Origin of the sequence: Arenibacter arenosicollis, from assembly GCF_014397245.1 — a bacterium.
GTDB classification, from domain to species: Bacteria; Bacteroidota; Bacteroidia; order Flavobacteriales; family Flavobacteriaceae; genus Arenibacter; species Arenibacter arenosicollis.
Genome location: NZ_JACLHY010000012.1, coordinates 99,170 through 122,501 on the forward strand (window position 1 = coordinate 99,170; position 23,332 = coordinate 122,501).

At 38.3% G+C, this 23,332-nt stretch carries 23 protein-coding genes; 14 read left to right on the forward strand and 9 right to left on the reverse strand.

What is annotated here, in order from left to right; genetic code table 11:
• Positions 1-19: 19 nt before the first annotated feature.
• A complete protein-coding gene (locus tag H4O18_RS12935; RefSeq protein ID WP_187585237.1) occupies positions 20-283 on the reverse strand; it encodes a DUF4834 family protein in 264 nt (87 codons plus the stop codon).
• 88 nt (positions 284-371) lie between these two features.
• Between H4O18_RS12935 and H4O18_RS12940 the strand changes: the two genes are divergently transcribed.
• Both H4O18_RS12940 and H4O18_RS12945 read left to right on the forward strand, forming a co-directional pair.
• Entirely contained in the window at positions 372-1,448 is a 1,077-nt protein-coding gene (locus H4O18_RS12940; RefSeq protein ID WP_425489136.1) for a transporter, read from the forward strand.
• A gap of 68 nt (positions 1,449-1,516) precedes the next feature.
• Complete coding sequence (locus H4O18_RS12945) at positions 1,517-2,635, forward strand: GTP cyclohydrolase (RefSeq protein ID WP_187585239.1); 1,119 nt, start codon at positions 1,517-1,519, stop codon at positions 2,633-2,635.
• 149 nt (positions 2,636-2,784) lie between these two features.
• Here the strand turns inward: H4O18_RS12945 and ychF are convergent, their stop codons facing one another.
• The gene (gene ychF / locus H4O18_RS12950) at positions 2,785-3,879 is read right to left on the reverse strand and encodes a redox-regulated ATPase YchF (protein WP_187585241.1); all 1,095 of its coding nucleotides are present in this window, start codon (positions 3,877-3,879) and stop codon (positions 2,785-2,787) included.
• 170 nt (positions 3,880-4,049) lie between these two features.
• Between ychF and H4O18_RS12955 the strand changes: the two genes are divergently transcribed.
• Positions 4,050-6,725, forward strand: coding sequence for a TonB-dependent receptor (locus H4O18_RS12955; protein ID WP_187585243.1), 2,676 nt, complete (start codon positions 4,050-4,052; stop codon positions 6,723-6,725).
• Positions 6,726-6,909: 184 nt separating this feature from the next.
• Here the strand turns inward: H4O18_RS12955 and H4O18_RS12960 are convergent, their stop codons facing one another.
• Positions 6,910-7,260: a 4Fe-4S dicluster domain-containing protein gene (locus tag H4O18_RS12960; RefSeq protein WP_103441164.1), complete on the reverse strand. Its 351-nt coding sequence runs from the start codon at positions 7,258-7,260 to the stop codon at positions 6,910-6,912.
• Between the two features lie 86 nt (positions 7,261-7,346).
• On the opposite strand from H4O18_RS12960, the gene H4O18_RS12965 reads away from it, so the two are divergent.
• The 8 genes from H4O18_RS12965 to H4O18_RS12995 all read left to right on the forward strand — a co-directional run bounded on the left by H4O18_RS12965 (position 7,347) and on the right by H4O18_RS12995 (position 15,370).
• Positions 7,347-8,408 (forward strand): acyl-CoA reductase, encoded by a 1,062-nt coding sequence (locus H4O18_RS12965; protein WP_187585245.1) that lies wholly within the window; start codon positions 7,347-7,349, stop codon positions 8,406-8,408.
• Positions 8,409-8,626: 218 nt separating this feature from the next.
• Positions 8,627-9,691 carry a 3-phosphoserine/phosphohydroxythreonine transaminase gene (gene serC / locus H4O18_RS12970; protein ID WP_187585247.1) on the forward strand — a complete coding sequence of 355 codons (1,065 nt, stop codon included), beginning with the start codon at positions 8,627-8,629 and terminating at the stop codon, positions 9,689-9,691.
• Between the two features lie 152 nt (positions 9,692-9,843).
• Complete coding sequence (locus tag H4O18_RS12975; RefSeq protein ID WP_187585249.1) at positions 9,844-10,794, forward strand: D-2-hydroxyacid dehydrogenase; 951 nt, start codon at positions 9,844-9,846, stop codon at positions 10,792-10,794.
• 85 nt (positions 10,795-10,879) lie between these two features.
• A complete protein-coding gene (locus tag H4O18_RS12980; RefSeq protein ID WP_187585251.1) occupies positions 10,880-11,512 on the forward strand; it encodes a DUF937 domain-containing protein in 633 nt (210 codons plus the stop codon).
• Between the two features lie 145 nt (positions 11,513-11,657).
• Positions 11,658-12,113 carry a DUF6146 family protein gene (locus tag H4O18_RS12985; protein WP_187585253.1) on the forward strand — a complete coding sequence of 152 codons (456 nt, stop codon included), beginning with the start codon at positions 11,658-11,660 and terminating at the stop codon, positions 12,111-12,113.
• 30 nt (positions 12,114-12,143) lie between these two features.
• On the forward strand, positions 12,144-12,464 hold the full coding sequence (locus H4O18_RS22210) for a DUF6787 family protein (RefSeq protein WP_246474257.1): 321 nt from the start codon (positions 12,144-12,146) through the stop codon (positions 12,462-12,464).
• A gap of 51 nt (positions 12,465-12,515) precedes the next feature.
• Positions 12,516-12,848, forward strand: coding sequence for a hypothetical protein (locus tag H4O18_RS12990; RefSeq protein WP_187585255.1), 333 nt, complete (start codon positions 12,516-12,518; stop codon positions 12,846-12,848).
• A 239-nt stretch (positions 12,849-13,087) separates the two neighbouring features.
• Positions 13,088-15,370: a TonB-dependent receptor gene (locus H4O18_RS12995; protein WP_187585257.1), complete on the forward strand. Its 2,283-nt coding sequence runs from the start codon at positions 13,088-13,090 to the stop codon at positions 15,368-15,370.
• Positions 15,371-15,438: 68 nt separating this feature from the next.
• Here H4O18_RS12995 and H4O18_RS13000 read toward each other — a convergent pair whose 3' ends face one another.
• The 5 genes from H4O18_RS13000 to folE all read right to left on the reverse strand — a co-directional run bounded on the left by H4O18_RS13000 (position 15,439) and on the right by folE (position 19,149).
• Positions 15,439-16,314 carry a sterol desaturase family protein gene (locus H4O18_RS13000; protein ID WP_187585259.1) on the reverse strand — a complete coding sequence of 292 codons (876 nt, stop codon included), beginning with the start codon at positions 16,312-16,314 and terminating at the stop codon, positions 15,439-15,441.
• Between the two features lie 33 nt (positions 16,315-16,347).
• Positions 16,348-16,830 carry a monoheme cytochrome C gene (locus H4O18_RS13005; protein WP_187585261.1) on the reverse strand — a complete coding sequence of 161 codons (483 nt, stop codon included), beginning with the start codon at positions 16,828-16,830 and terminating at the stop codon, positions 16,348-16,350.
• Positions 16,831-18,051, reverse strand: a complete 1,221-nt coding sequence (locus H4O18_RS13010) for a sulfite oxidase (protein ID WP_187585263.1) — start codon at positions 18,049-18,051, stop codon at positions 16,831-16,833. It abuts the gene before it with no gap.
• Positions 18,052-18,169: 118 nt separating this feature from the next.
• Positions 18,170-18,472, reverse strand: coding sequence for a hypothetical protein (locus tag H4O18_RS13015; protein ID WP_187585266.1), 303 nt, complete (start codon positions 18,470-18,472; stop codon positions 18,170-18,172).
• A 77-nt stretch (positions 18,473-18,549) separates the two neighbouring features.
• Positions 18,550-19,149, reverse strand: a complete 600-nt coding sequence (gene folE / locus H4O18_RS13020) for a GTP cyclohydrolase I FolE (protein WP_187585268.1) — start codon at positions 19,147-19,149, stop codon at positions 18,550-18,552.
• 276 nt (positions 19,150-19,425) lie between these two features.
• Here folE and H4O18_RS13025 point away from each other — a divergent pair, with 276 nt between their 5' ends.
• From H4O18_RS13025 to H4O18_RS13035, 3 genes are read left to right on the forward strand one after another with little or no spacing between them, the layout of a single operon-like run.
• Complete coding sequence (locus H4O18_RS13025) at positions 19,426-20,088, forward strand: ABC transporter ATP-binding protein (protein ID WP_187585270.1); 663 nt, start codon at positions 19,426-19,428, stop codon at positions 20,086-20,088.
• Positions 20,085-20,648: a CPBP family intramembrane glutamic endopeptidase gene (locus H4O18_RS13030; protein ID WP_187585272.1), complete on the forward strand. Its 564-nt coding sequence runs from the start codon at positions 20,085-20,087 to the stop codon at positions 20,646-20,648. Before H4O18_RS13025 ends, H4O18_RS13030 begins: the two co-directional genes overlap by 4 nt.
• Positions 20,645-21,409: a TIGR02757 family protein gene (locus H4O18_RS13035; RefSeq protein ID WP_187585275.1), complete on the forward strand. Its 765-nt coding sequence runs from the start codon at positions 20,645-20,647 to the stop codon at positions 21,407-21,409. The genes H4O18_RS13030 and H4O18_RS13035 overlap by 4 nt, the downstream gene beginning before the upstream one ends.
• 75 nt (positions 21,410-21,484) lie before the next feature.
• Here the strand turns inward: H4O18_RS13035 and H4O18_RS13040 are convergent, their stop codons facing one another.
• Entirely contained in the window at positions 21,485-23,296 is a 1,812-nt protein-coding gene (locus tag H4O18_RS13040; RefSeq protein ID WP_187585277.1) for a glycoside hydrolase family 15 protein, read from the reverse strand.
• Positions 23,297-23,332: the final 36 nt, after the last annotated feature.

The following is a 23,332-nucleotide window of genomic DNA, read 5'->3' on the forward strand; positions in this document are numbered from 1 at the left end:
GTTTGGTTATGGTAAAAGGTTATTCAATTTCCTCAAAATCTATATATTCTCCAACATTTTTTGAGGTGTTTTTTTTCTTGGTCGTTTTCTTCTCAATAATAACGTCGCCAATTTGCTCTTCGTTTGGATTGTTCTGTTGGGCAAAACCCTCAAACTTTTCCTTAAAATGTTCCTCCGTCTTCTTTGCGGCATACCTAAACATTCTAGGAGCAAACCATTTAGCTAGAATTTTAAGCAAATAGTATACTAAGAGTACAATTAGTATCGTTTTTAAAAAACCCATAATAAGTTGACAAATTTTATATCAAAAGTACAATTCTAACGTTGTAATAATAGTGCAAAAGTCTTAAAATAATAATAAAATAGTACCTATGGAATATAATGTTTCAATGAAACGCCTAATGAAAATGCTCTTTTTTGGAATTTTCACCATTCCTTTGGTAGGTTTTTCCCAATATACCGATGTCATCAACTCCAACCGACCAGGCCTATCTGTAAGTGCATATGCTATTGGCACCAACGTTTTACAGGCCGAATTTGGTGTTGCATATGAACAACAGGACCATACAAGGCTGGCTACTGAATCCAATATTTTTGGGGCCGATCTTTCCTTGCGCTATGGTATTCTTTTCGAAACCCTGGAATTGAATTATGAAGGTACATTCGACAATCAAAATAAAACATATATCAACACTGGGGTAGAAATTAAGAACACCGATTTCTCCCGAAACAGGATAGGGTTAAAATATTTAATTTACGACCCATTTAAGAATCCCGAAAATAATAAGCCTAATCTCTATAGTTGGAAGGCCAATTATGGTTTTAAGCTGAAAAACCTGATCCCAGCTATTTCGGTCTACGCAGGTGCCAATTTTGTTCTCGGCGACAATCCCTTTTATAGTGGTGACCCCATAGTCTCCCCAAGGGTAATGGTGGCGACCCAAAGTAGACTTACACCAAGATTTGTCCTTATTTCCAACATCGCCTATGACAGATTGGGCACGGATTTCCCTGAATGGAATTATACGGTGTCCTTATCCCATGCCTTTAGGGATCCTAAATGGAGTGTTTTTGTAGAAAACCAAGGTATAAAAAGTGATAGGTACTCGGACGTACTTTTACGAGGTGGCGTTGCCCATTTGTTGGGTGAAAATATGCAGGTAGATATGAACCTAGGGGCCAGTTTTAAAAATACGCCCAGTAGGATTTTTGCCGCAATGGGCTTTTCCTATAGGATAGATATGCACAGGGATAAGGTGAAAGCCATTGAAGATCAAGATGCAGGGGAAAATGGAGGTCCTATTGGCAAGAACGCGATGAAGAAAAAGAAAAAAGGAAAAAACAAAGGCTCAGGTGCCGAGGATATAGACTTAGGACCCACAAAGAAACAATTGAGAAAATTGAAGAAAAAGCAAAAGAATAGGGACGATTCTGATATAGATTTCTAACAAAACAACATTTGTACTTTTTCCTATAGATTAATATTGCTAATATTGAACCATACAAGAAATGTAGTATGGTTACTCTAAAAGAAGCAAAAACAAAATCGGAACTTAAGGATTTCGTGAAATTCCCGTTTTCACTATATAAGGATTCCCTATATTGGGTTCCTCCTATCATCAACGATGAGCTGGAGTCTTTTGATAAAAGCAAAAATCCCGTTTTTAAGGATGCGGATGCTTGGTTTTACCTTGCCTATAAGGAGAACAAAATTGTGGGCAGGGTGGCTGCCATTGTCAATAGACTGGAAGTAGAACAACAGCAAGTAAAAAAAATGCGATTTGGTTGGTTCGATTTCGTAGATGATTATGAAGTTACGGAGGCCCTCTTCAATAAAGTTGCTGAAATTGGAAAAGAACATAAGCTATCTTATATGGAAGGACCTGTGGGTTTTTCCAACTTGGACAAGGTTGGTGTACTAACTGAAGGTTTTGATGAGATAGGCACTATGATTACCTGGTATAACCATCCGTATTATGCAAACCATTTTGAACGCTTTGGGTTTGTAAAGGAGAAGGAATACATGGAAAATAAATTCCCCTTTAGCAATGCGGAACCCAAATTCTTTGAAAAGGCAAACGACTTGGTTAAAAAAAGGTACGGTGTTAAGGCACTTAACTTTTCTAAAACCAAGGATGTACTTCCCATGGCGGATAAAATGTTCGATCTTTTTAATGAGTCCTATTCCTCCCTTTCTTCCTTCGTACCCATTACTGACATTCAAAAAGAATACTTCAAGAAAAAATATATCAGTTTTATAAATCCCGAGTATATTAAATTTATTTTGGATAAGGATGATAATTTGATCGCTTTCGGAATAGTGATGCCTTCGTTTTCCAAAGCCTTGCAGAAAGCTAACGGAAAATTGTTCCCTTTCGGCATATTCCATTTACTAAACGCGAAGAAAAACAGTAAAGAGGTTATATTTTACTTGATAGGGGTACATCCAGAATATCAAAACAAAGGGGTTACAGCCGTTATGTTCAGTGAATATCACAAAACTTTCACACAAAAGGGTATTGAGAATTGTGTAAGGACACCCGAATTGGAGGAAAATGTGGCTATTCGCCAATTATGGAAACATTTCGACCCAAAAATATATAAGCGAAGAAGGACCTACAGAAAAGATTTGTAATCTAATTTGCGTGAGCTGCCAAAGGTTCTCCCAAATATAAAAGCCAACTTAAAATAATAAGTTGGCTTTTTATATAAATGTTGAAATAGTTTTGTTCCGCCTTTAGTATTGCCAATGACTAGGCCTTACATCCGGCTTTTGGAACAATACTATACGTTGAACCTAAAATGCATTACATCACCATCCTTAACGATATACTCTTTTCCTTCTACCCGCATTTTCCCAGCTTCTTTAACCTTGGCTTCACTTCCGAAAGAAACAAAATCATTATAGGCAATAACTTCTGCACGGATGAACCCTTTTTCAAAATCGGTATGAATTACTCCTGCTGCCTGTGGTGCAGTAGCACCCACTGGAATTGTCCAAGCGCGTACTTCCTTTACACCTGCCGTAAAATAAGTCTCCAAATTCAATAATTTATAGGCTCCCCTAATTAATTTAGCTGAACCAGGCTCTGTAAGTCCCAAATCTTCCAAGAACATTTGTCGCTCCTCATAACTCTCCAATTCCGTAATATCCGCTTCTGTACCCACGGCCAAAAAGATAACCTCGGCATTTTCATTGGCAACGGCCGCTTTAACCTGTTCCACATAGGCGTTACCGGTTGTAGCTGCATCTTCATCCACATTACAAACATACATTACAGGCTTATCGGTAATGAACTGTAAGGGCTTCACAAACTCCGCACGATCATCTATATTAATATCTAGAGCCCGTACCGACGTTCCGGTTTCAAGTCCCTGCTTTATCTTTAATAGAACTGCTTCCTCTTTCTGCGCTTCCTTATTTCCAGTTTTGGCAGCTCGTTTTACTTTTTCAAGCTTTTTATCTACAGTCTCCAAATCCTTCAATTGCAATTCGATATCAATGGTTTCCTTATCCCTTACTGGGTTGACCGAACCATCGACATGAACAATATTCTCATTATCAAAACAACGTAGCACATGCAAAATTGCATCTGTTTCCCTGATATTACCCAAAAACTGGTTACCAAGGCCTTCGCCCTTGCTGGCTCCTTTAACCAAACCCGCAATATCCACAATTTCCACAGTTGCAGGCAATACCCGTTCTGGAACTACAAGTTCTTCCAACTTCTGCAATCTGGTGTCCGGTACATTTACAACCCCAATATTGGGCTCAATGGTACAAAAAGGAAAATTGGCACTTTGTGCCTTCGCATTGGACAAACAATTAAAAAGGGTGGATTTTCCTACATTGGGCAATCCTACAATACCTGCTTTCATGGTCAAGATCAATTACAAACTGGAACCGTAGACTAAAACCTATTTCCCAGCTTTTTTTTTAACAGCTGCAAAGATACTATTTATGTCCATTTATAAACATACATTGCCAATGTTAATTAGGTAAAAATAAATTACCTAAATTTAAATGTAAAACACTTAAAATCATTAATATGAAAAAATTCTATTTATTGACGCTTCTATTGTTGGGCAATCTAACCTTATTGGTTGCACAAAATTCTGTGTCGGGCAACGTTACGGATGACAGTGGCGAACCCTTAGTTGGTGTAAACATTGTAGAAAAAGGTACCACCAATGGAACAACAACGGACTTTGATGGGAATTATCAAATATCCGTATTCGATAATGCCATCCTCGTCTTTAGCTATATAGGTTATAACACCCAAGAGGAAGTTGTTTCGGGGAAATCGGTCATCAATGTATCATTGGCTGGAGGAATGATGCTGGACGAGGTTCAATTGGTGGGATCTAGAAGTCCTAAACGAACCTCAACAGATACCGCGGTACCAGTAGACGTAATCGACATTGCAGAAATTGCAACCCAAACTGGTCGTGTTGAAGTAAATGAACTTTTGCAGTATGCCGCTCCTTCCTTCAACGCCAATAAGCAATCCGGATCGGATGGCGCAGACCATATAGATCCGGCAACGCTAAGAGGATTGGGACCCGATCAAACCTTGGTACTAATAAACGGAAAAAGAAGGCATCAATCCTCCTTGATCAATATTTTTGGAACTAGGGGACGTGGAAATACGGGAACCGATTTAAATGCTATTCCAGCATCTTCTATTAAACGAATAGAAATATTGCGCGATGGTGCTGCTGCCCAATATGGCTCCGATGCCATAGCGGGGGTAATTAATATTGTCTTAAAAGACCAAACGGATGAAGTATCAGGATTTGTGAGTTATGGAGCTTACAATACCAATGCCAAAGGGGATTTTCCTGCCGGAACACCCAATACAGATGGCAACCGTTTAGATACAGAGAGGGACGGCAATGCCATTGGTAGCGATAAAAGTTTTGATGGAGGCTCTTTAAAAGCGGGAGTCAATTTTGGAACGGCCATAGGGAACGATGGTGGATTTGTTAATGTCACCACAGAATATATCAGCAAGAACAAGACGTTGCGACCAGGGTTCGATTTTAGGAGAGGCTTTGGGGAAGCGGCCATAGATGGATTTAATTTAATGGTGAATGCCTCTGTCCCCCTTTCCGATAATTCAGAAGTATATGCTTTTGGTGGCAGGAACTATAGGGATACAGATGCCTACGCCTTTACAAGAAATGGTGGAAATAGGGTAATCCCTTCTATATACCCCAACGGCTTTACACCAAGAATCACCTCCAACATCATAGACAATTCCTTTTCGGCCGGCTTTAAAACAGAATTGGCTAATGGCTGGAAAGTGGATATCAGCAATACCTATGGGAAAAACAATTTTCATTATTTCATTCAAGGAACCCTTAATGCTTCCTTGGAGGATGTATCCCCCACCGATTTTGATGCAGGGGGGCATAGCCTGACACAAAACACGGTGAATTTGGATTTTTCAAAATATTATGAGGATGTTTTGGAAGGAATGAACCTGGCTTTTGGCGCCGAATATAGAACCGAAAATTTCATCATATTTGCCGGCGAGGAAGGTTCTTGGGGCACTTATGACGTAAATGGTCTGTTGATAACAGACCCTGCCAATCAGACCCAACCTACAGATCCAGACTCGGGCGATGCACGTCCGGGCGGTTCACAAGGATTCCCAGGATATAGTCCTAAAAACGAAGTAGATAGAAGTAGAAGTAATTTTTCTCTCTACGCAGATGCCGAGTTCGACCTTACTGAAATTTTCTTATTAAGTGCTGCAGCGCGTTTTGAAAATTTTAGTGATTTTGGAAGTACCCTGAACGGGAAATTGGCCGCTAGATTAAAAGCGTCCGACAACGTAAATATTAGGGGGTCTGTAAGTACAGGTTTTAGGGCTCCTTCCTTGGCCCAAAAATATTACAACCTACAGTTTACAAATTTTGTGGGAGGCGCCGCATTGGAGTCCTTATTATCCCCCAACAATAGTCCAGTAACCGCCTCGTTTGGAATAGACCAATTAAAAGAAGAAAAGGCACTTAATGCCGGTTTAGGTTTTACAGCAACTTTCGGGGACTTCACCGCTACAGTAGATGGATATTATATTAAGGTAGACGATAGGATAGTACTAACAGGTAATTTTGATGCCCCACAGATTCCCAACGTGGAAGCCGCGCAGTTCTTTGTCAATGGCGTGGATACCAAAACCACTGGATTGGATATTGTATTGGCCTGGAAGAAGAACTTCGATGACAATAGACTATCGGCGACTTTTACAGGTAATATAAATGACATGAAGATCGACAAGGTTAATAATGGAAATTTGGACGAGCAAACCTTTTTTGGAGAAAGGGATAAGGGGTTTTTATTAGCCTCGGCCCCTAAAAGTAAATTTACCCTAAATATGAATTACAAGAAGGACAAATTTGATGCGGGGCTGGCTTTTACCCATTTTAGCAAGGTAGAATTATTGGATTATCAGATGTTGGAACCCACCGCGGATTACGATAGTTTTGCTGACCAAATAAATCAGGCAACGGATACCTATGACGCCAGACTGATTACAGATCTAGTTTTTGGTTATGAATTGTGCGATGGTCTCAAATTAAATGTTGGTGCCAACAACCTTTTTAATGTGTATCCAGATCAACAGGACGATTGGGTAGAAGGTGGTGGATACTGGGACTCCGTACAAATGGGATTTGGAGGAGCGTATTACTATGCCAAAATAGGATTTACATTTTAGATAAACAAAACACCAAAATGCAAAAAGGTTGCCTTTACAGGCAACCTTTTTTATTTCATAAAATTCAACAACCCTCACTCCTTAGGAGGAATTATTCCAAAATCCCCCCCCAACAACCTATTGAAAAATAAATAATCAACCCATAAATCTGGAAAGGGACTGCTGAAAAATATAATTAAATGACCTACTCAGGGTGCATAAAACGTTGTTTGCCCAAAAGTACTTCTTCAGACTCCACGTGGTCGTCATCCGGGATACAACAATCTACAGGACAAACCGCAGCACACTGGGGCTCATCATGAAAACCTTTACATTCCGTACACTTGTCCGGAACAATAAAATATATCTCGTCGCTTACTGGCTCCTGTGATTCGTCGGCATCAACTGCTTTACCATTAGGCAGTACTACATTACCCTTTAAAAGGGTTCCGTCACTATAACGCCAATCATCCGCACCTTCATAAATTGCAGTATTTGGACATTCTGGTTCACAAGCTCCACAATTTATGCACTCATCTGTTATTATAATTGCCATATTTTTCTATTTCTTTATGCTGATTTAATTTCAGTATCAATACTTTTGTACAAAGGTAAAGCCTAATAAAATCTTTTACAAATATAATGACTGACCTTAGACATAGACTTGATGCTTTTGTTAAACTTGGTGATTTTTTTAAAGAATATTGCAAATATGCAAAAAACCAAACTCAAATAGATGATAATCAGCACGCATGGTTAAAAAAATTCGATGAAATACTAGCCTTGGCCGGACACAAGAATGGTTGGTTTACCCCTGAAAATATTTTATTTAGTTTGGAAAGTTGGGCCGAACTACTGACGCCATCGAAGCTCGAAAGCTGGTTAATGGCCTATGAAGTGGATAAAAACAAGCCTAAATCGGTTGCCCTGATTATGGCCGGTAATATTCCCTTGGTAGGTTTCCATGATTTTTTAAGTACCCTAATTACTGGAAATAGGGCCATCGTGAAACTTTCCTCAAACGACCAAGTATTATTACCCTTTGTTGCCCAATATTTAATAGAAATGGAACCTTCCTTTAAAGACAAAATTTCTTTTGCAGATGGCAAATTGGAAGATTTTGATGCTGTAATTGCAACGGGAAGCGACAATACTTCGCGATATTTTGAGCACTATTTCGGAAAAAAACCTAATATCATTAGGAAAAATCGAAATTCGGCGGCCGTTCTTAGTGGTAATGAAACAAAGGAAGAGCTGACCGCTTTGGGAGAGGATATTTTCAGGTATTACGGACTGGGCTGTAGAAGTGTATCCAAATTATTTGTGCCCAAAGATTTTAATTTTGACGCACTATTTAAAGCTGTTTACCCATACAATACCATCATTGAACACCATAAATACGCCAATAATTATGATTATAATAAGGCCGTGTACCTAATGAGTTTGTTCAAGATATTGGAGAATGGTTTCCTAATGCTAAAGGAGGATAATAACTATGCTTCCCCTATTGCCACCGTTTTTTATGAGTTCTATGATTCCATGGAAGATTTAAAAATTAGATTATCACAAGAACAGGACAAGATTCAATGCATAGTATCCAAAGGCTTTATTGCAGATGAGATACCTTTTGGCCAAACCCAGAAACCATCATTGAACGATTATGCCGACAATATTGATACTGTTGATTTTTTGTTGAAAACATAATGTAATAATCTTTGGAGGCAGTACCCTACTTCCTAAAATATTTATGACCTTTAACCCTTGAAATATAAAAAACTGGATTTTACAATATTTCCATAACAACAACAACTCAGATTAATGATTATCAATCAATTAAGATAATTATCACCAAAGTATCGCAATAATTATTTTAATACCCCAGAGATAAAAATTAATCTTTGAACAACCTTAAAAAGAGATAAATGAAAAAACATAATTTTAGTGCCGGCCCTTGTATATTGCCACAGGAAGTAATCATAAAAGCTTCTGAAGCCGTATTGGATTTTAATGGTTTGGGACTTTCCCTTATTGAAATTTCACATAGAAGTAAAGATTTTGTAGCCGTTATGGATAAAGCCAGGTCTTTGGCCCTGGAGTTATTGGATTTGGAAGGAAAGGGCTATCAAGCTTTATTCTTACAGGGAGGCGCTAGCTTGGAATTTTTAATGGTAGCCTATAATCTATTGGAAAAAAAAGCTGGATATCTCAATACCGGTACCTGGGCGGATAAGGCCGTTAAGGAAGCTAAACTTTTTGGAGAGGTAATTGAGGTTGGCTCATCCAAAGACGAGAATTTTAGCTATATCCCTAAAGGTTATACCATTCCCAATGACCTGGATTACCTGCACCTTACCTCCAATAATACCATTTTTGGAACACAAATAAAGAAATTTCCAAAAACAAGTACCACATTGGTTTGCGATATGAGTTCGGACATATTTTCCAGACAATTGGATTTCTCCCAGTTTGACCTTATTTATGCCGGGGCACAAAAGAACATGGGGCCAGCAGGAACTACATTGGTGGTCATAAAAGAAGATATTCTGGGCAAGGTAACCAGAAAAATCCCGTCCATGTTGGATTATAAGGTGCATATAGATAAGGAAAGCATGTTTAATACTCCTGCGGTTTTTCCTGTTTATGTTTCCATGTTAACCCTGGAATGGCTAAAAAACCTAGGTGGAATTCCTGCCATAGAAGAGATAAACGAAAAGAAAGCACAGCTACTGTACTCAGAAATAGATTTGAATCCTTTGTTTAAAGGATACGCACATAAAGAGGACCGTTCCAATATGAACGCCACCTTCACCTTGGCCGAAGAAAAGCTGAAAGATGTATTTGATGGGATGTGTAAGGAAGCAGGTATAAGTGGATTAAATGGACATCGTTCCGTTGGTGGTTATAGAGCCTCTATGTATAATGCCCTTTCGTTGGAAAGTGTTGGTACCTTGGTAGACGTAATGAGCGAATTGGAGAGGAAAGCATAATAAAGGAGGTAATGGAAGTCTGTTTTTACCGGCCAATTTTGGTTAAATTGAGAAGGTATATAGCATATCTATAAAATAGTCACCAAGATTTTCAATCGCGGTCAATTTAATTCCATTACTTAATATTTAGAATTTAACAATTAGACTGTATAATGAAAATTTTAGCAAACGACGGAATATCAAAAAGTGGGAAGGAGACCTTGGAAAATGCCGGTTTCGAAGTTCTGGCAGTCAATGTGGCCCAAGAACAACTGGTTACCTATATTAACCAAAATAAGGTTTCGGTACTATTGGTTAGAAGTTCTACGAAAGTCACCAAAGAGGTTATAGATGCTTGTCCTACTTTAAAAATAATAGGGCGAGGTGGAGTTGGAATGGATAACATAGATGTGGACTACGCCAAATCCAAGGGTTTACATGTAATCAATACTCCAGAAGCCTCATCTTCCTCAGTTGCTGAATTGGTCTTTGCCCACTTGTTCAGCGGGGTGAGATTTTTACACGATGCCAATAGGAACATGCCTTTGGAAGGAGACAGTAATTTTAAAAAACTCAAAAATGCCTATGCCAAAGGCATTGAACTGAGAGGTAAAACTCTAGGTATTATTGGATTTGGAAGAATTGGTGTGGCTACTGCAAGAATAGCCTTGGGAATAGGAATGAAAGTTATTTTCACCGATCCTTTTTTGGATGAGGCCACCGTGACCGTACCTTTTTTTGATAACCGATCAATTTCTTTTGATCTTAGTAGCACCCCATTGGAAAACTTGTTGAAAACGGCAGATTTTATTAGTTTACACGTTCCTGCACAAAAATCATATATCATCGGTAAAAGAGAGTTTGCGTTAATGAAGGATGGCGTTGGTATCGTTAATGCTGCCCGTGGAGGCATATTGGATGAGGTTGCCCTTGTTGATGCCTTGGAAAGCGGGAAGGTAGCCTTTGCCGGCTTGGATGTTTATGAATCCGAACCTATCCCGGAATTACGCATTTTAATGCATCCGGACATTTCTCTAAGTCCCCATATTGGCGCCGCCACGGAGGAGGCGCAAGATCGGATCGGATTGGATCTTGCATCCCAGATTATAGATCTTTACAAATAATTGTACAGTGGTGATACCTCCCTGTTTTAAACTCTTTTTTTTGTACCTTGAAGAAAATTAGTTTCTAACCGTAATAACTATAAAAATGTCAGGATTATTGGATTTATTAAGCAGCCCATTAGGTAAACAATTAATAAGTGGGGTTGCTGGTCAAACGGGACAACCGGAAAACAAAACAGCAGACGTATTAAGTATGGCCATGCCATTACTTTTAGGTGCCATGAAAAAAAACGTTTCTTCACCAAAAGGAGCCGAAGGCCTAATGAGTGCCCTATCGTCCAAACACGATGGTGGATTATTGGATAACCTGGGAGGTCTATTCGGAGGTGGCGTAGATCAGTCTGTTATGGCAGATGGTGCCGGAATCCTTGGACATGTCTTTGGAGGAAAACAAGCCAATGTAGAGAATGCTTTAAGTCAAAAATCGGGATTGGATGCAGATGCAGTGTCCGATATACTAAAAATTGCGGCTCCATTGGTAATGGCGTATTTGGGAAAACAAAAGGCCCAAAGCAATGTAAATGATGCCAATGGCCTAAATGGTTTATTAGGCAGTATGTTAGGCGGACAGCCACAACAGAATCAGAGCTTAATTACAACACTATTGGATGCCGATGGTGATGGGAGTGTTTTGGATGATGTTGCAGGAATGGTCATGGGAACCAGCAAAAAGAAAGGTGGTCTGGGAGGCTTGCTCGGCGGGCTTTTTGGAAAATAACAGATTTAACATATTTTATGAAAAGCCATTTGCTAACCAAATGGCTTTTTTTGTATCTTATAAATAGAAAGCTGAAAAAATACAGTGCAAACAAAACGCATTGATTTTTCGCTTTCCAATAAGTTCCATTGAAAAAATATATACAATGAAGAAGAATATTTTCACTATCGGCATTCTTATCCTGTTTATTATGTCCTTGGCCAATTGTAGCAGTTCCAAGAAAGCGATTTCCATTACGGATGACGAAAAGGCGGCTTTTTCCCAAACCCAGGGAGACACCATAGCCATCAAGGATGATAAAACAGAATATGAAATTATTATAATAGAACCTGGATTCGACTTTTGGCTGCAGAGCATTGCCAAGCCCGAAGGATTTTATTCCCAATCCTATCTGGAGAATAGAAACAGAATTTATGTCCTGGAGTGGAACCAAAGGGCGAGGCAACCGTATAGATACAATTCCAATCTTTATGAATTGCAAATCGATTATGACCCCAATACAGATTATGGATATGAGGTAAATTATAAACTATATAATTACTTTATTTATTTCCAGCGTAAATACAATCAAAGATTGGGGCCATTTGTTCCTCGCGTATAAAAAGTTATCTTTGTGGTGATTTATTAATGTATGAAGAAATTAAAACAACGTTGGGGAGTAAGCTCTAATTTGCAGCTAACGATAATTTTTATAGTATTCTCCATTACAGGTTCATCGGCAGTTTATGCTGCCAAACCCTTTCTTAATTGGTTAGGATTGAATAGGGACAACTTTTCTCCCGATTTTATTTGGGGCGGTCTAATTTATTTATTCTTTCGGATTTTATTGATTTTCCCCATATATCAATTCCTATTGGTTATATACGGGTGGTTATTTGGCCAATTCAAATTCTTTTGGGAATTTGAAAAAAAGATGTTAAGCCGTTTGGGATTGGGCTTCATGCTTAAATAAATTATATTTTTCTTAACAAACATTTTGCTGGCATACCACTAGATTTGAAGAGTGAAGATAAATTTAAGAAATATCCTATTTTCTTTTATTGCTGCCCTCTTGGTCGGTTTAATATTACTTCCTTCAGTAATAAAATTGAATCATGCCATCTTTGAGCACCATACCTTTATTTGTAAAGAAAAAGGTAAGCTACATATACATGAGGTAGAATTGGATTGCGATTATCATAAATTCAACATCACACCCTATTATACTTATCTACAACAAGAATTCAGAACATTTTCAGAAATACCTAAATCAAAAAAAATTGTAAACTTTTATAATTTTTTAAGCAAGTATCAAAAGCTACATTTCTCAAGAAGGGGACCTCCATCGGCCATCTAATACTTTTTTACGCGACTTATATATTCATGGACATACACATTGTGTGCCCATAAAACTCTATAGCAATAAAGAGGTGGCCCATTACATAAATAGATGTTGATACGCCGTATTACATCATAAGCTATAGGAATTTGTAGGTTTTAAAGCCTTACCATATAAGTACATCAAGCAATTTTAAACAATACTTTGGAGGTGAATTGCCATCAGGCAGTTCCCGCCTTTATCTATAAAAAAATTAAATGAGAAATGTAATTCTGTCAATGCTCTGCATTTTGACATATATATCAGTAAATTCCCAAAATACCCTATCGGGGAAAATAATTAATAAAGAGAACCAAGAAGGCTTAGAACAGGTCACCATATATTTTCCTCAAATGGAAAAGGGTGGTATTACCAATAGTGATGGGGAATACAAAATTGAAGCTTTGCCAACGGGGACCTATAAAATAGTGGCCTCTTATATCGGATTTTTAACTTTTTCTGGCAATATCACAATAGAAAAAGGTAGCAATACCCTGGATATTTCATTGCTTCCAAGTGCCATTGAAATGGAAGAAGTAATTGTATCCACCCCATTCCACAAATTGCAACGTGAAAACGTTATGAAGGTAGAGTTTGCAAAGCTATCATCCCTTAAGACCCAGGGAGCCCCTACCCTTGTGGAAGGTATAGGATCCATTCCCGGGGTGGATGTAGTTTCTACCGGTGTGGGAATAGGGAAACCAGTAATCAGAGGGCTTACTTCCAACCGTGTTTTGGTGTACACCCAGGGTATTAGGCTAGAAAACCAGCAGTTTGGGGCAGAACATGGTCTGGGAGTAAACGAAGCGGGAATAGAAAGTGTTGAAGTAATTAAGGGGCCTGCTTCATTATTGTATGGATCTGACGCCATGGGGGGGGTACTTTATCTAAACCCGGAAAAATTTGCCACCCCTAATAGCACGGAGGGAGACATAAACCTTAACTACAACAGCAATACTCAAGGTATAAGCAGTGGAGCTGGTATAAGATCTTCAGGAGAAAGATTTAAATACCTTCTGCGATTGGCAACCAATAACCATGTGGATTATTTAGGAGGAGATGGCAATAGGGTTACCAATTCCAGATTTAACGAAAAAGATTTAAAAGCGGGATTGGGTTACCAGGCAACCTCCTTTAAAAGTGAATTTAGGTATAATTACAATCAATCCAATTTAGGGATTCCCGAAGAGGTAGGATTACAGACCACCTCCAGAACACCCGATTTACCTTATCAAAAATTGGACAACCATATTTTGAGTTCCAATACAAAAATATTCTTCAACAACTCTAACTTGGTCATCACCTTGGGTTATATTGGAAATAATCGTAAGGAGTTTGAGGACCACCATCATCATGAGGAAGGTGAAGAAGACCATGAACCCCATGAAGAAGAAGAAGAAGAAGAAGGCCATGAGGAAGCAGCTTTGGACATGAGCCTCAACACCTTTAATTATAATGTGCTGTACCACTTCCCTGAATGGAATAGGTTTGAAACCGTAGTAGGTATACAAGGCATTCATCAAACCAATAGAAATTTTGGGGAAGAAATTTTAATTCCTGATGCAACTACCCAAGATATAGGATTTTTGGGAACCACACATTTTCACCTTGACCAAAACAACGATTTTCAAGTGGGACTGCGCTATGACCATAGGCAAATAGATGGTAAGGCCTACGGTATTAGCGGGGATGAAGGATATATTGCCCCTTTAAAACGAAATTTTAATAGCTTTAATGGCGCAGTGGGATATAAGAACAATATTTCAGAGCAATTCACGGGTAGAATCAATATTGCTACAGGTTTCCGGGCTCCCAATTTGGCAGAACTAACTTCCTATGGTAGCCATGAGGGCACCAACAGGTTTGAAATAGGAAATTCAGACCTCAAGAACGAACAAAACCTTCAAATTGATCTGGCTTTGGAATTTCAAAATGAACATTATGAATTTTTTCTAAATGGTTTTCGCAACAGTATAAAGGATTATATCTTCATAGCACCCAGTGGAACCTTTATGGATGAAACTCCTGTTTACAACTATCTACAACAAGATGCCACACTTTACGGAGGGGAAATTGGATTTCATTTACACCCCCATCCGTATGATTGGCTGCATATAGAAAGTAGTTACCAAACGGTCTTCGGTGAATTGCAGACCGGTGATGCCTTACCTTTGATACCCGCCAATAAATTGACCAATACTTTGAGGGTAGAGTTTAACAATGCTAAGGGATGGTGGCTTAGATCCAATGCATTTGTTTCCTTGAATACTAACTTTAAGCAGGGAAAAGTAAGCACTTTTGAAACAGTAACCCCTGGATACTCTCTTTTAAATGCCGGCTTAGGGGGGGACATTCAATTTTTGAAAAAATCTATGAATATCAACATTAGTGCCAACAACCTTTTGGATAAAAAATACATTGCCCATCTGTCCCGTCTAAAAAGTGATGATATTTTTAATATGGGAAGATCGGTTGTTGTAGGTCTAAACATTCTATTGTAAAAGACGTTTGCCAAAGTGGAGTCTTTATTTTAAATTGGGCACAACGATTATTCCAATTATAGATATACCTACGGCTTAGACCTTTTTAGGCCGTAGGTTATTTGTTTCCAAAAAGATTTCGGAATCTTTTCATCTCCTTTAAAGCCTAATTCAATGGTACCACTGTCCTCCGGGATATAGTTGGTTTTAAAAATATAATCCCATAGACTAAGGCTTATGCCAAAATTTACGCCGTATTTCCCATCCGGCAAATCGTGCGCGTGATGATAAAGGTGCATTACAGGATTGTTTAAAAGATATTTTAAGGGGCCCCAAGTAATTTTTATGTTGGCATGGTTAAAATGACCAATGGCTATCGCGAAAAAATGGACTACATAAGCTTGTTCCGGCTCAAAGCCCCCAAGAATCATTACCCCAAAAGTTTTTAAAGGTTTGTACAAAACGTTTTCCATCCAATGATATCTTAAGTGAGCGGCAAAACCCATCTCCTTAACACTGTGGTGTATTTGATGAAATTTCCATAAAAACCTATATCTATGAAGTAAAATATGGGTAAACCATTGGACAAAATCCAAAACTAAAAAGAAGATCAATAATTGCACCCAGGAAGGAAATTGTGACATATCCAATATGGCCAAGCTACTTTGCTTAATCCCCAAATCCCCAAATAGTAATCCCAATAACTTATAGAAGCCGCTTATTGCAATGGCAAAAAGGAAAAAATTAAAGAACATATAAAAACCGTCCAGCCAAAAATCCCTTCTAAAAATAGATTGCTCTTTACGCCAAGGAAAGAAAATTTCCAACATCCAAACCACTAGGGAAATAAATATCAAACCCCAAAAATAATTGGTATACCAGGGTACTTCGAATACAATGGACTTCCATGTCCAATTCACAGTTCCTATAAACGCATTAATGAAAGCTTCAAAATATTTTCCCAAGATTTATTTCCTTTACATTGACCCACTACCCTATTACTCTTTTAATGGATACCATTCTATATTAGTCAGTGCTTCTCTTCTTCCCTTACTCGTTGGAGGATAATTAGTTACCAAATAATTTATAATAACCTTCTCGTTATCTCCCAAATCCCATAAGTTCTGAGTTTTTTGCATCCAGCGTATGGTCTCTGTCCATCGCTCTTCATTCATTCTGTTCTGTATCACCAATTGGGCGGAATGACAATTGGTACAATTATTAACCACGGTCATTAAACCTTCTCCGTCCTTAAATCCAGTTCTTAAATGAATGCCATTTTCGATCTTATCCCAATCTTCATCTTCGGTGGATACTCCAATTACTTCAGAATTGGGTTCATCTCCCTTAAGTGTAAAAGCAGATGGATCCATCATGTAGATAATGCCCAAAACCCCAATAAGCATAACCATGACGAAGGAAACCACTAAAACGCTATAAAAGGACTTGACCTGCTTTCTAAAATTATCCTGTTTGTTCATTTAACTAACTTTTACAGCAATTCTATGGCATGCATTATTCAGGTAACCTTTGGGGTTCCATCCCGGCAACAACATAGGCTGACTAACTCCTTTAGAATCTATAGCTCTTGCCCAAACCTCATAATACCCCGTTTTAGGAAAATCTATACTAGCTTTGAAATGCTGCCATGCCAACCTATTTATAGGCTTTTCCAATGTACAATCGGACCAAGTAGCCCCAAAATCGATCGAATAGGAGACTTTGGCAACTTCCAATTCCCCTGCCCAAGCATGACCTCTAATATTAAGTTTTTTACCTTTTGGAATCATCGCTCCTGATTTGGGGTAGGTAATCAAAGATTTTATGGGCATGGACTCTATAATACACATGTCCTCCTCCTTAACATCTTCTCCTGGTGCCACAGGGTGACAAGGAACTTTATAGGACGTACCTGTCATTTTTTCTCCATCGTGTACTATATTGCGTATACTGATCCTATTTACCCATTTTCCGGAAGTAGATGCCGGCCATCCGCCACATACCAAACGCAATGGATATCCATGCACCAGGGGAATATCCTCTCCGTTCATTTTAAAAGCCAACAATGTTTCGTCCTGCAAAGCTTTAGACATAGGTACACCCCTGGAAATAGGCTCTTTTTTAGGATCCCTACTTAAGTGTTGGTCTGCAGCATGATAGCCAATATATAAGGCATTATCCTTTATTCCAACCTCTTTCAATACATCCTTTAAACGCACCCCTGTCCACGAAGCACATCCTACGGCCCCAATAGTCCATTGGTTCCCTTTCGCTGGCGGATCAAATTCGCTCCTACCATTTCCTCCACATTCTACGGTAAGTTGATAGGTATGGTGAGTGAATTTTGATTTTAGTTCTTCCAAGGTAAAAGTTTTCTTTTCTTTTACCGATTCCCCGTCAAAGGAAATTGTCCACTCCTTTACATTGATATTTTCCGGTACCAACCCATTGTTTCGGATAAACATATATTTATTAGGTGTTATCCTGTCGTCCAATAAATGGGCCACGGCCTCCATATTCCACGGTTGGCTATTGAGAACTACCATTTCCTTATCCTTATTGAACATTTGAAATGGGTCTGGGTCCTGAAGCCCCAATAAGGTATAGTTTTCTGGTATTTTAGATCCAAAAACAATTTCCATACCCAATATTCCAGCCAAAGAACCCAAGGTGGTTTTTTTGACAAAATTTCTTCTTTCCATTTAAATTAAATTGTAATAGAAGATAAATCTAAGAAAGATATCGGAAATTGTTCGTAACAATAGTTACTAAATAAATTTAGATCGGCCTATCGCATTCTATTAAAGCCAGATAGTCCAATTACTTGATCGATATAAATTTTTCTTTTTTAAAGGACTTGAAAATATAAGTGTAAAACCACATTATAGTAAAGGTTGGGACAATGTCCAGACCGGGCAACATTTCTTCTACAAAGGTAATTACACCTGCAGCACGTCCTATCTTTCCCTTGTATAATTTGGTCATTAGCCATCCGGCCACTGGTGCCCATATAATATCTGAAAATTCACCAATACCGGGAATAACGAAAGAAAGCATTCCTATTGCATCAAAAAGCAATCCCAAAAATAGGTTCCTAAGTTTATGATCTTTTAATGTGGACATGATTAAAATTAATAATTTACAACGACTTTTGAATCAAATAGAATGCCAAAACATTGATTCCTTTATCCGGGATTTTATTATGATAATTTTGAACTGATCAATTTTAAAAACTCGTTCCGGGTTTCAATCTTTTCAAACTGACCTCTAAATCCTGAGGTAGTTGTAACCGAATTTTGCTTTTGCACCCCTCTCATCATCATACACATATGGGAGGCCTCGATGACGACCGCCACACCTTGTGGTTTTAAGGTATTGTTAATACATTCCAAGATATCATTGGTCAACCTTTCCTGAACCTGTAATCGCCTTGCAAAAACATCGACTACCCTAGGTATTTTGCTCAGACCAACAATATGGCCATTGGGAATATAGGCTATATGGGCCTTACCGAAAAAGGGCAACATATGGTGCTCGCACAAAGAATACACTTCAATATCCTTAATAATTACCATCTCATCGTAAGACTCCTTAAACATTGCACCCTTGAGAATCTCTACTGCATCCTGTTTATAGCCTTGCGTTAAAAAAAGCATTGCCTTCGCGGCCCTCTCAGGCGTTTTTACCAATCCGTCCCTAGTAAGGTCCTCTCCAATTTCTTTAATAATCGATGAATATCTGGATTTAACCTCATCGGTAATTTCCAAATTATATTCTTCCAAACTTTTATATTGTTTCATAAATTCCTTGTACTAAATTTATTTTAAATCGGTTCGTTTTTCCCTACTGTAATAAAAACTAAATTACTATTTCCTTTTTATAAAGAGGACTCATTTTGTCGCAATTACAATATAATAATTAACGTATAATTATAAAAAGAATATTAAATCCGAATTAAACCAATAATTTATTGGAAGTTAATATCATTATCGGAACCATATGGAAAAGACCTTGACAAGTACAACCATTTTGTATTCTTCTCGTTAATGTTTACTTTCAACCCATATTTAAAAACGATGATCAAGGCTACAAATATCACTAAATATTACGGCAAACTCCAGGTACTTAAAGGAGTTGACCTTCACATTCAAAAAGGAGAGGTAGTATCCATTGTAGGGCCCTCAGGCGCTGGTAAAACCACCCTTTTACAAATATTGGGTACATTGGACACCCAAAGCAATAAAAATGATAGCACCCTTCTAATAAATGAAGAGGACGTAACGAAACTTTCGGACAAGGCAATGGCCAAATTTCGTAATAGTCATATTGGATTTATTTTTCAATTCCATCAATTATTACCGGAGTTTACCGCCTTGGAAAATGTATGTATCCCCGCTTTTATAAAAGGGACCAAAAAAGAAAAAGCGGAAACTCGGGCCGCAGAACTTTTGGAGTTCCTGGGACTTTCACATAGATTACAACATAAACCTAATGAACTTTCAGGTGGAGAGCAACAACGGGTAGCTGTGGCCAGGGCCTTGGTGAATAACCCCTCCGTTATTTTTGCTGACGAACCCAGTGGTAATTTGGATTCTGAAAGTGCCGATAATCTTCATAAGTTGTTCTTTGATCTCAGGGACAAATTTGGACAAACTTTTGTTATTGTCACACATAATGAGGAATTGGCCAATATGGCGGATAGAAAGCTGACCATGGTGGACGGCTCCATAACGCGATGAGAATACTTTATAAAGTATGGAGGTTTACAAAGGCTCCGGTCTATATAAGATTGGTCCATATCCATAATGCCTTAAAGCTAAAAATTGTTTCAGCCCTCCTTGCTTGGGGTATAATGTTGAGCCTGGTTGTTGCCATATTTAATGAATGGTTAATAGGGGTTTTGGGCATTGACCTTGGAGAGCATGCCATTGAGACTTTTCTAGAGAAATATTCAGTCATTTCCTTATTTTTTATGGCTGTTGTTCTTGCTCCAATAGTTGAGGAAACGCTTTTTAGAGGCCCGCTGATCTGGTTCAAGAACAAAAAATATTTCAATTACATTCTGTACCTCTCCATTTTTTTGTTTGCAGGGGTTCATTTGTCCAATTTTGAAATGTCCAAAGAGATATATTATGTTGCACCGGTTCTAGTGGCTCCTCAGCTTATTTTAGGTGCGTTTTTAAGTTATGTTCGTGTTAAATTGGGACTAAGGTGGTCTATTTGTCTGCATGCCACATATAATGCCATACTAATTACACCACTACTTCTTTATAAACTTTTAAATATCCCCTTGGAATGACACAGCAGGAACTCAAAGAATTTTTGGATGCCAAGGTTGTACAATATAACCGACCCGATTTTTTATCAACGGACCCTATCCAAATTCCACATAGATTTACAAAAAAGGAAGACATAGAAATCAGCGGCTTTCTAACCGCTACCATTGCCTGGGGCAACAGAAAAAGCATTATAAACAATGCAGAACGAATGATGGAAATGATGGACTCCTCCCCTTTCGACTTTGTAATGAACCATGAGGAGCAAGATCTTGAAAAACTTCATGGCTTTGTGCATAGAACTTTCAACAGCGAAGACCTCAGTTACTTTATACGTAGTTTGAATAACATTTATAAGCAACATACCGGTCTGGAGGAATTACTCGCACTGAAAAGTGATTTAACATCACTGCAATCTTCCATCTCACATTTCAAGAGAGTATTCTTTGAACTCGACCATTTATCAAGGACCACAAAACATGTATCCGACCCTCTTAAAGGATCTGCTGCCAAACGTATAAATATGTTCTTACGGTGGATGGTAAGAGATAATTACACCGGAGTGGATTTTGGCATTTGGAATAAAATTAAACCTTCGCAACTGTCGTGTCCCTTGGATGTCCATTCCGGAAATGTTGCACGCAAACTAGGCCTAATCCAACGTAAACAAAATGACGGAAAGGCCTTGGCTGAACTGGATGCAAATCTTAGAAAATTAGACCCCCAAGACCCAGTAAAGTACGATTTCGCATTATTTGGCTTGGGGGTGTTTGAAAAATTCTAATAAATTAGACCTGAGTCCTGAACTTGCACACCATATAACCTTCTTTAGGGAGATGTGCCTAAATCACGTCCTTTATTATTTATCGTGATCATTAAGAGACTCCAATATTTCCATTTCACTGTGTTTTTTGGAAAAATTCATAGCACATTCTATCAAGGCCAAATGCGAATATGCTTGAGGGAAGTTACCCAACAACCTCTTCGTCTTAAAATCTATATCCTCACTGAACAGACCTAAATGGTTGCTGTAGCTCAATAATTGATCAAAATGTTTCATAGCCTTTTCTTCATGACCTATTTTAAACAGACTGTTGATAAACCAAAAAGTACAAATAGTAAAGGAAGATGAGGGCAATCCAAAATCATCTTCATTTTTATAACGATATAGAAGTCCGTCATTACAAAGTTCACGTTCAATGGCCAACACCGTACTAACATATTTGGGATCTTTGGGATCAATAAAACCATAAGATTCCATTAATAATACCGAGGCATCCAAATGTGGTGACCCATAAGATTGGGTAAACGCCTGTTTTTCTTCATTCCAGGCGTGCATATGAATATCCTCTCGAATTTCCTTCTCCAAAGTTCGCCATTTATCCAATTTTCTCTGCTTCCCAAAAAGTTCGGCCACTTTAATAGCCCTGTCAATAGCTGTCCAACATAGCACTTTTGAAAACGTAAAATGCCTGTCCTCTGTACGGAATTCCCATATCCCCTTATCAGCCTCTTGCCAATGCTTATTTACGATCCAAACGATTCCCTTGGTAATTCCCCAAAGCTCTTCCCCATTCTCTATTTCCGTATTAAATTTCTCCAACTGTGTGTATATAACATCCATAAGGATACCATATATATCATTCTGCCGCTGCTTGTAAGCTGCATTTCCTATTCTTACAGGTTTGGAACCCTTGTACCCTTTCAAATGATCCAAAGTTTCTTCCGTTAACTTTTTCTCCTTGTTTATACCGTACATAATTTGCAATTTCTCATCCTTATCCGGAATAAGGTCAATGATAAATTGCAAATACCTTTTGGCTATATTTTTATGACCCAATTGACCAACTACCTTAATTACCATAGAGGCATCCCGAATCCAACAAAAGCGATAGTCCCAATTCCTAACCTCACCTATAGTTTCCGGAAGAGAGGTTGTGGCAGCGGCCAGAACGGCCCCAGACTTGTCATAACTTAACATCTTCAAGGTTAGGGCACTTCTTTTTATCTCGGCATCGTATTTCTTATAAGTAGGTGTCTTGCTGGACCAATTTAACCAATAGACTTTGGTGCGCTCCAATTCCAGATATACCCTTTCCAAGGTTGGCACCAATATCTTTTCATTATAACCCAACAGAAAATAGCCATCGCTTTCCAAAACTATTTCCCGTTGTGCCAAAACACTTTCTTTATTAAAGGAAGTGTAAAGAAAAAAGGTATCGAACTTTACCTCATGGGTTAAACTGGCAATAAAGCTTTCTTTAACATAGGTATTTGTTTTACCCATGGCGTATTCCAACTTGGGATTGTACAATACCCTAAATACCGGCTTGCCAGAAATTAGCTTTATATATCGTATAATTTCCGGAGGTGCATTATAGCCACCATTTTGCTTATAATACCGGGGCATAAAATCTTGAACTTCAAAAGTATTTTTACCATCTGAAAAGGTCGTTACCAAAATAGCGGTTAAGGGAATATACTTTTGTTCAATAGTATAAGTATCATCCACTAGGATTTCAAAACTTCCTCCTATTTCATCATCAAGAATTTTTGCAAATATGGAAGAGGAATCAAATTCTGGCAAACAACACCAATCCAATGAACCATTCTTAGAAATTAATGCAGCACTTCTACAATTTCCTATTATTCCGTAATCTAAATTATCCATATTATATTTTGTCCTTTAAATAACCTTAATTAGTAG

What these genes read in the sequence shown, in the direction of transcription:
- H4O18_RS12985 (WP_187585253.1), top strand. Translation starts at nt 11,658, where the DNA reads ATGAAGAAGAATATTTTCACTATCGGCATTCTTATCCTGTTTATTATG.
- H4O18_RS12940 (WP_425489136.1), top strand. Translation starts at nt 372, where the DNA reads ATGGAATATAATGTTTCAATGAAACGCCTAATGAAAATGCTCTTTTTT.
- H4O18_RS12980 (WP_187585251.1), top strand. Translation starts at nt 10,880, where the DNA reads ATGTCAGGATTATTGGATTTATTAAGCAGCCCATTAGGTAAACAATTA.
- ychF (WP_187585241.1), bottom strand. Translation starts at nt 3,879, where the DNA reads ATGAAAGCAGGTATTGTAGGATTGCCCAATGTAGGAAAATCCACCCTT.
- H4O18_RS13040 (WP_187585277.1), bottom strand. Translation starts at nt 23,296, where the DNA reads ATGGATAATTTAGATTACGGAATAATAGGAAATTGTAGAAGTGCTGCA.
- folE (WP_187585268.1), bottom strand. Translation starts at nt 19,149, where the DNA reads ATGAAACAATATAAAAGTTTGGAAGAATATAATTTGGAAATTACCGAT.
- H4O18_RS12945 (WP_187585239.1), top strand. Translation starts at nt 1,517, where the DNA reads ATGGTTACTCTAAAAGAAGCAAAAACAAAATCGGAACTTAAGGATTTC.
- H4O18_RS12965 (WP_187585245.1), top strand. Translation starts at nt 7,347, where the DNA reads ATGACTGACCTTAGACATAGACTTGATGCTTTTGTTAAACTTGGTGAT.
- H4O18_RS13010 (WP_187585263.1), bottom strand. Translation starts at nt 18,051, where the DNA reads ATGGAAAGAAGAAATTTTGTCAAAAAAACCACCTTGGGTTCTTTGGCT.
- H4O18_RS12935 (WP_187585237.1), bottom strand. Translation starts at nt 283, where the DNA reads ATGGGTTTTTTAAAAACGATACTAATTGTACTCTTAGTATACTATTTG.
- H4O18_RS13035 (WP_187585275.1), top strand. Translation starts at nt 20,645, where the DNA reads ATGACACAGCAGGAACTCAAAGAATTTTTGGATGCCAAGGTTGTACAA.
- H4O18_RS13030 (WP_187585272.1), top strand. Translation starts at nt 20,085, where the DNA reads ATGAGAATACTTTATAAAGTATGGAGGTTTACAAAGGCTCCGGTCTAT.
- H4O18_RS12975 (WP_187585249.1), top strand. Translation starts at nt 9,844, where the DNA reads ATGAAAATTTTAGCAAACGACGGAATATCAAAAAGTGGGAAGGAGACC.
- H4O18_RS12955 (WP_187585243.1), top strand. Translation starts at nt 4,050, where the DNA reads ATGAAAAAATTCTATTTATTGACGCTTCTATTGTTGGGCAATCTAACC.
- H4O18_RS13025 (WP_187585270.1), top strand. Translation starts at nt 19,426, where the DNA reads ATGATCAAGGCTACAAATATCACTAAATATTACGGCAAACTCCAGGTA.
- H4O18_RS12960 (WP_103441164.1), bottom strand. Translation starts at nt 7,260, where the DNA reads ATGGCAATTATAATAACAGATGAGTGCATAAATTGTGGAGCTTGTGAA.
- H4O18_RS13015 (WP_187585266.1), bottom strand. Translation starts at nt 18,472, where the DNA reads ATGTCCACATTAAAAGATCATAAACTTAGGAACCTATTTTTGGGATTG.
- H4O18_RS12995 (WP_187585257.1), top strand. Translation starts at nt 13,088, where the DNA reads ATGAGAAATGTAATTCTGTCAATGCTCTGCATTTTGACATATATATCA.
- H4O18_RS22210 (WP_246474257.1), top strand. Translation starts at nt 12,144, where the DNA reads ATGAAGAAATTAAAACAACGTTGGGGAGTAAGCTCTAATTTGCAGCTA.
- serC (WP_187585247.1), top strand. Translation starts at nt 8,627, where the DNA reads ATGAAAAAACATAATTTTAGTGCCGGCCCTTGTATATTGCCACAGGAA.
- H4O18_RS13005 (WP_187585261.1), bottom strand. Translation starts at nt 16,830, where the DNA reads ATGAACAAACAGGATAATTTTAGAAAGCAGGTCAAGTCCTTTTATAGC.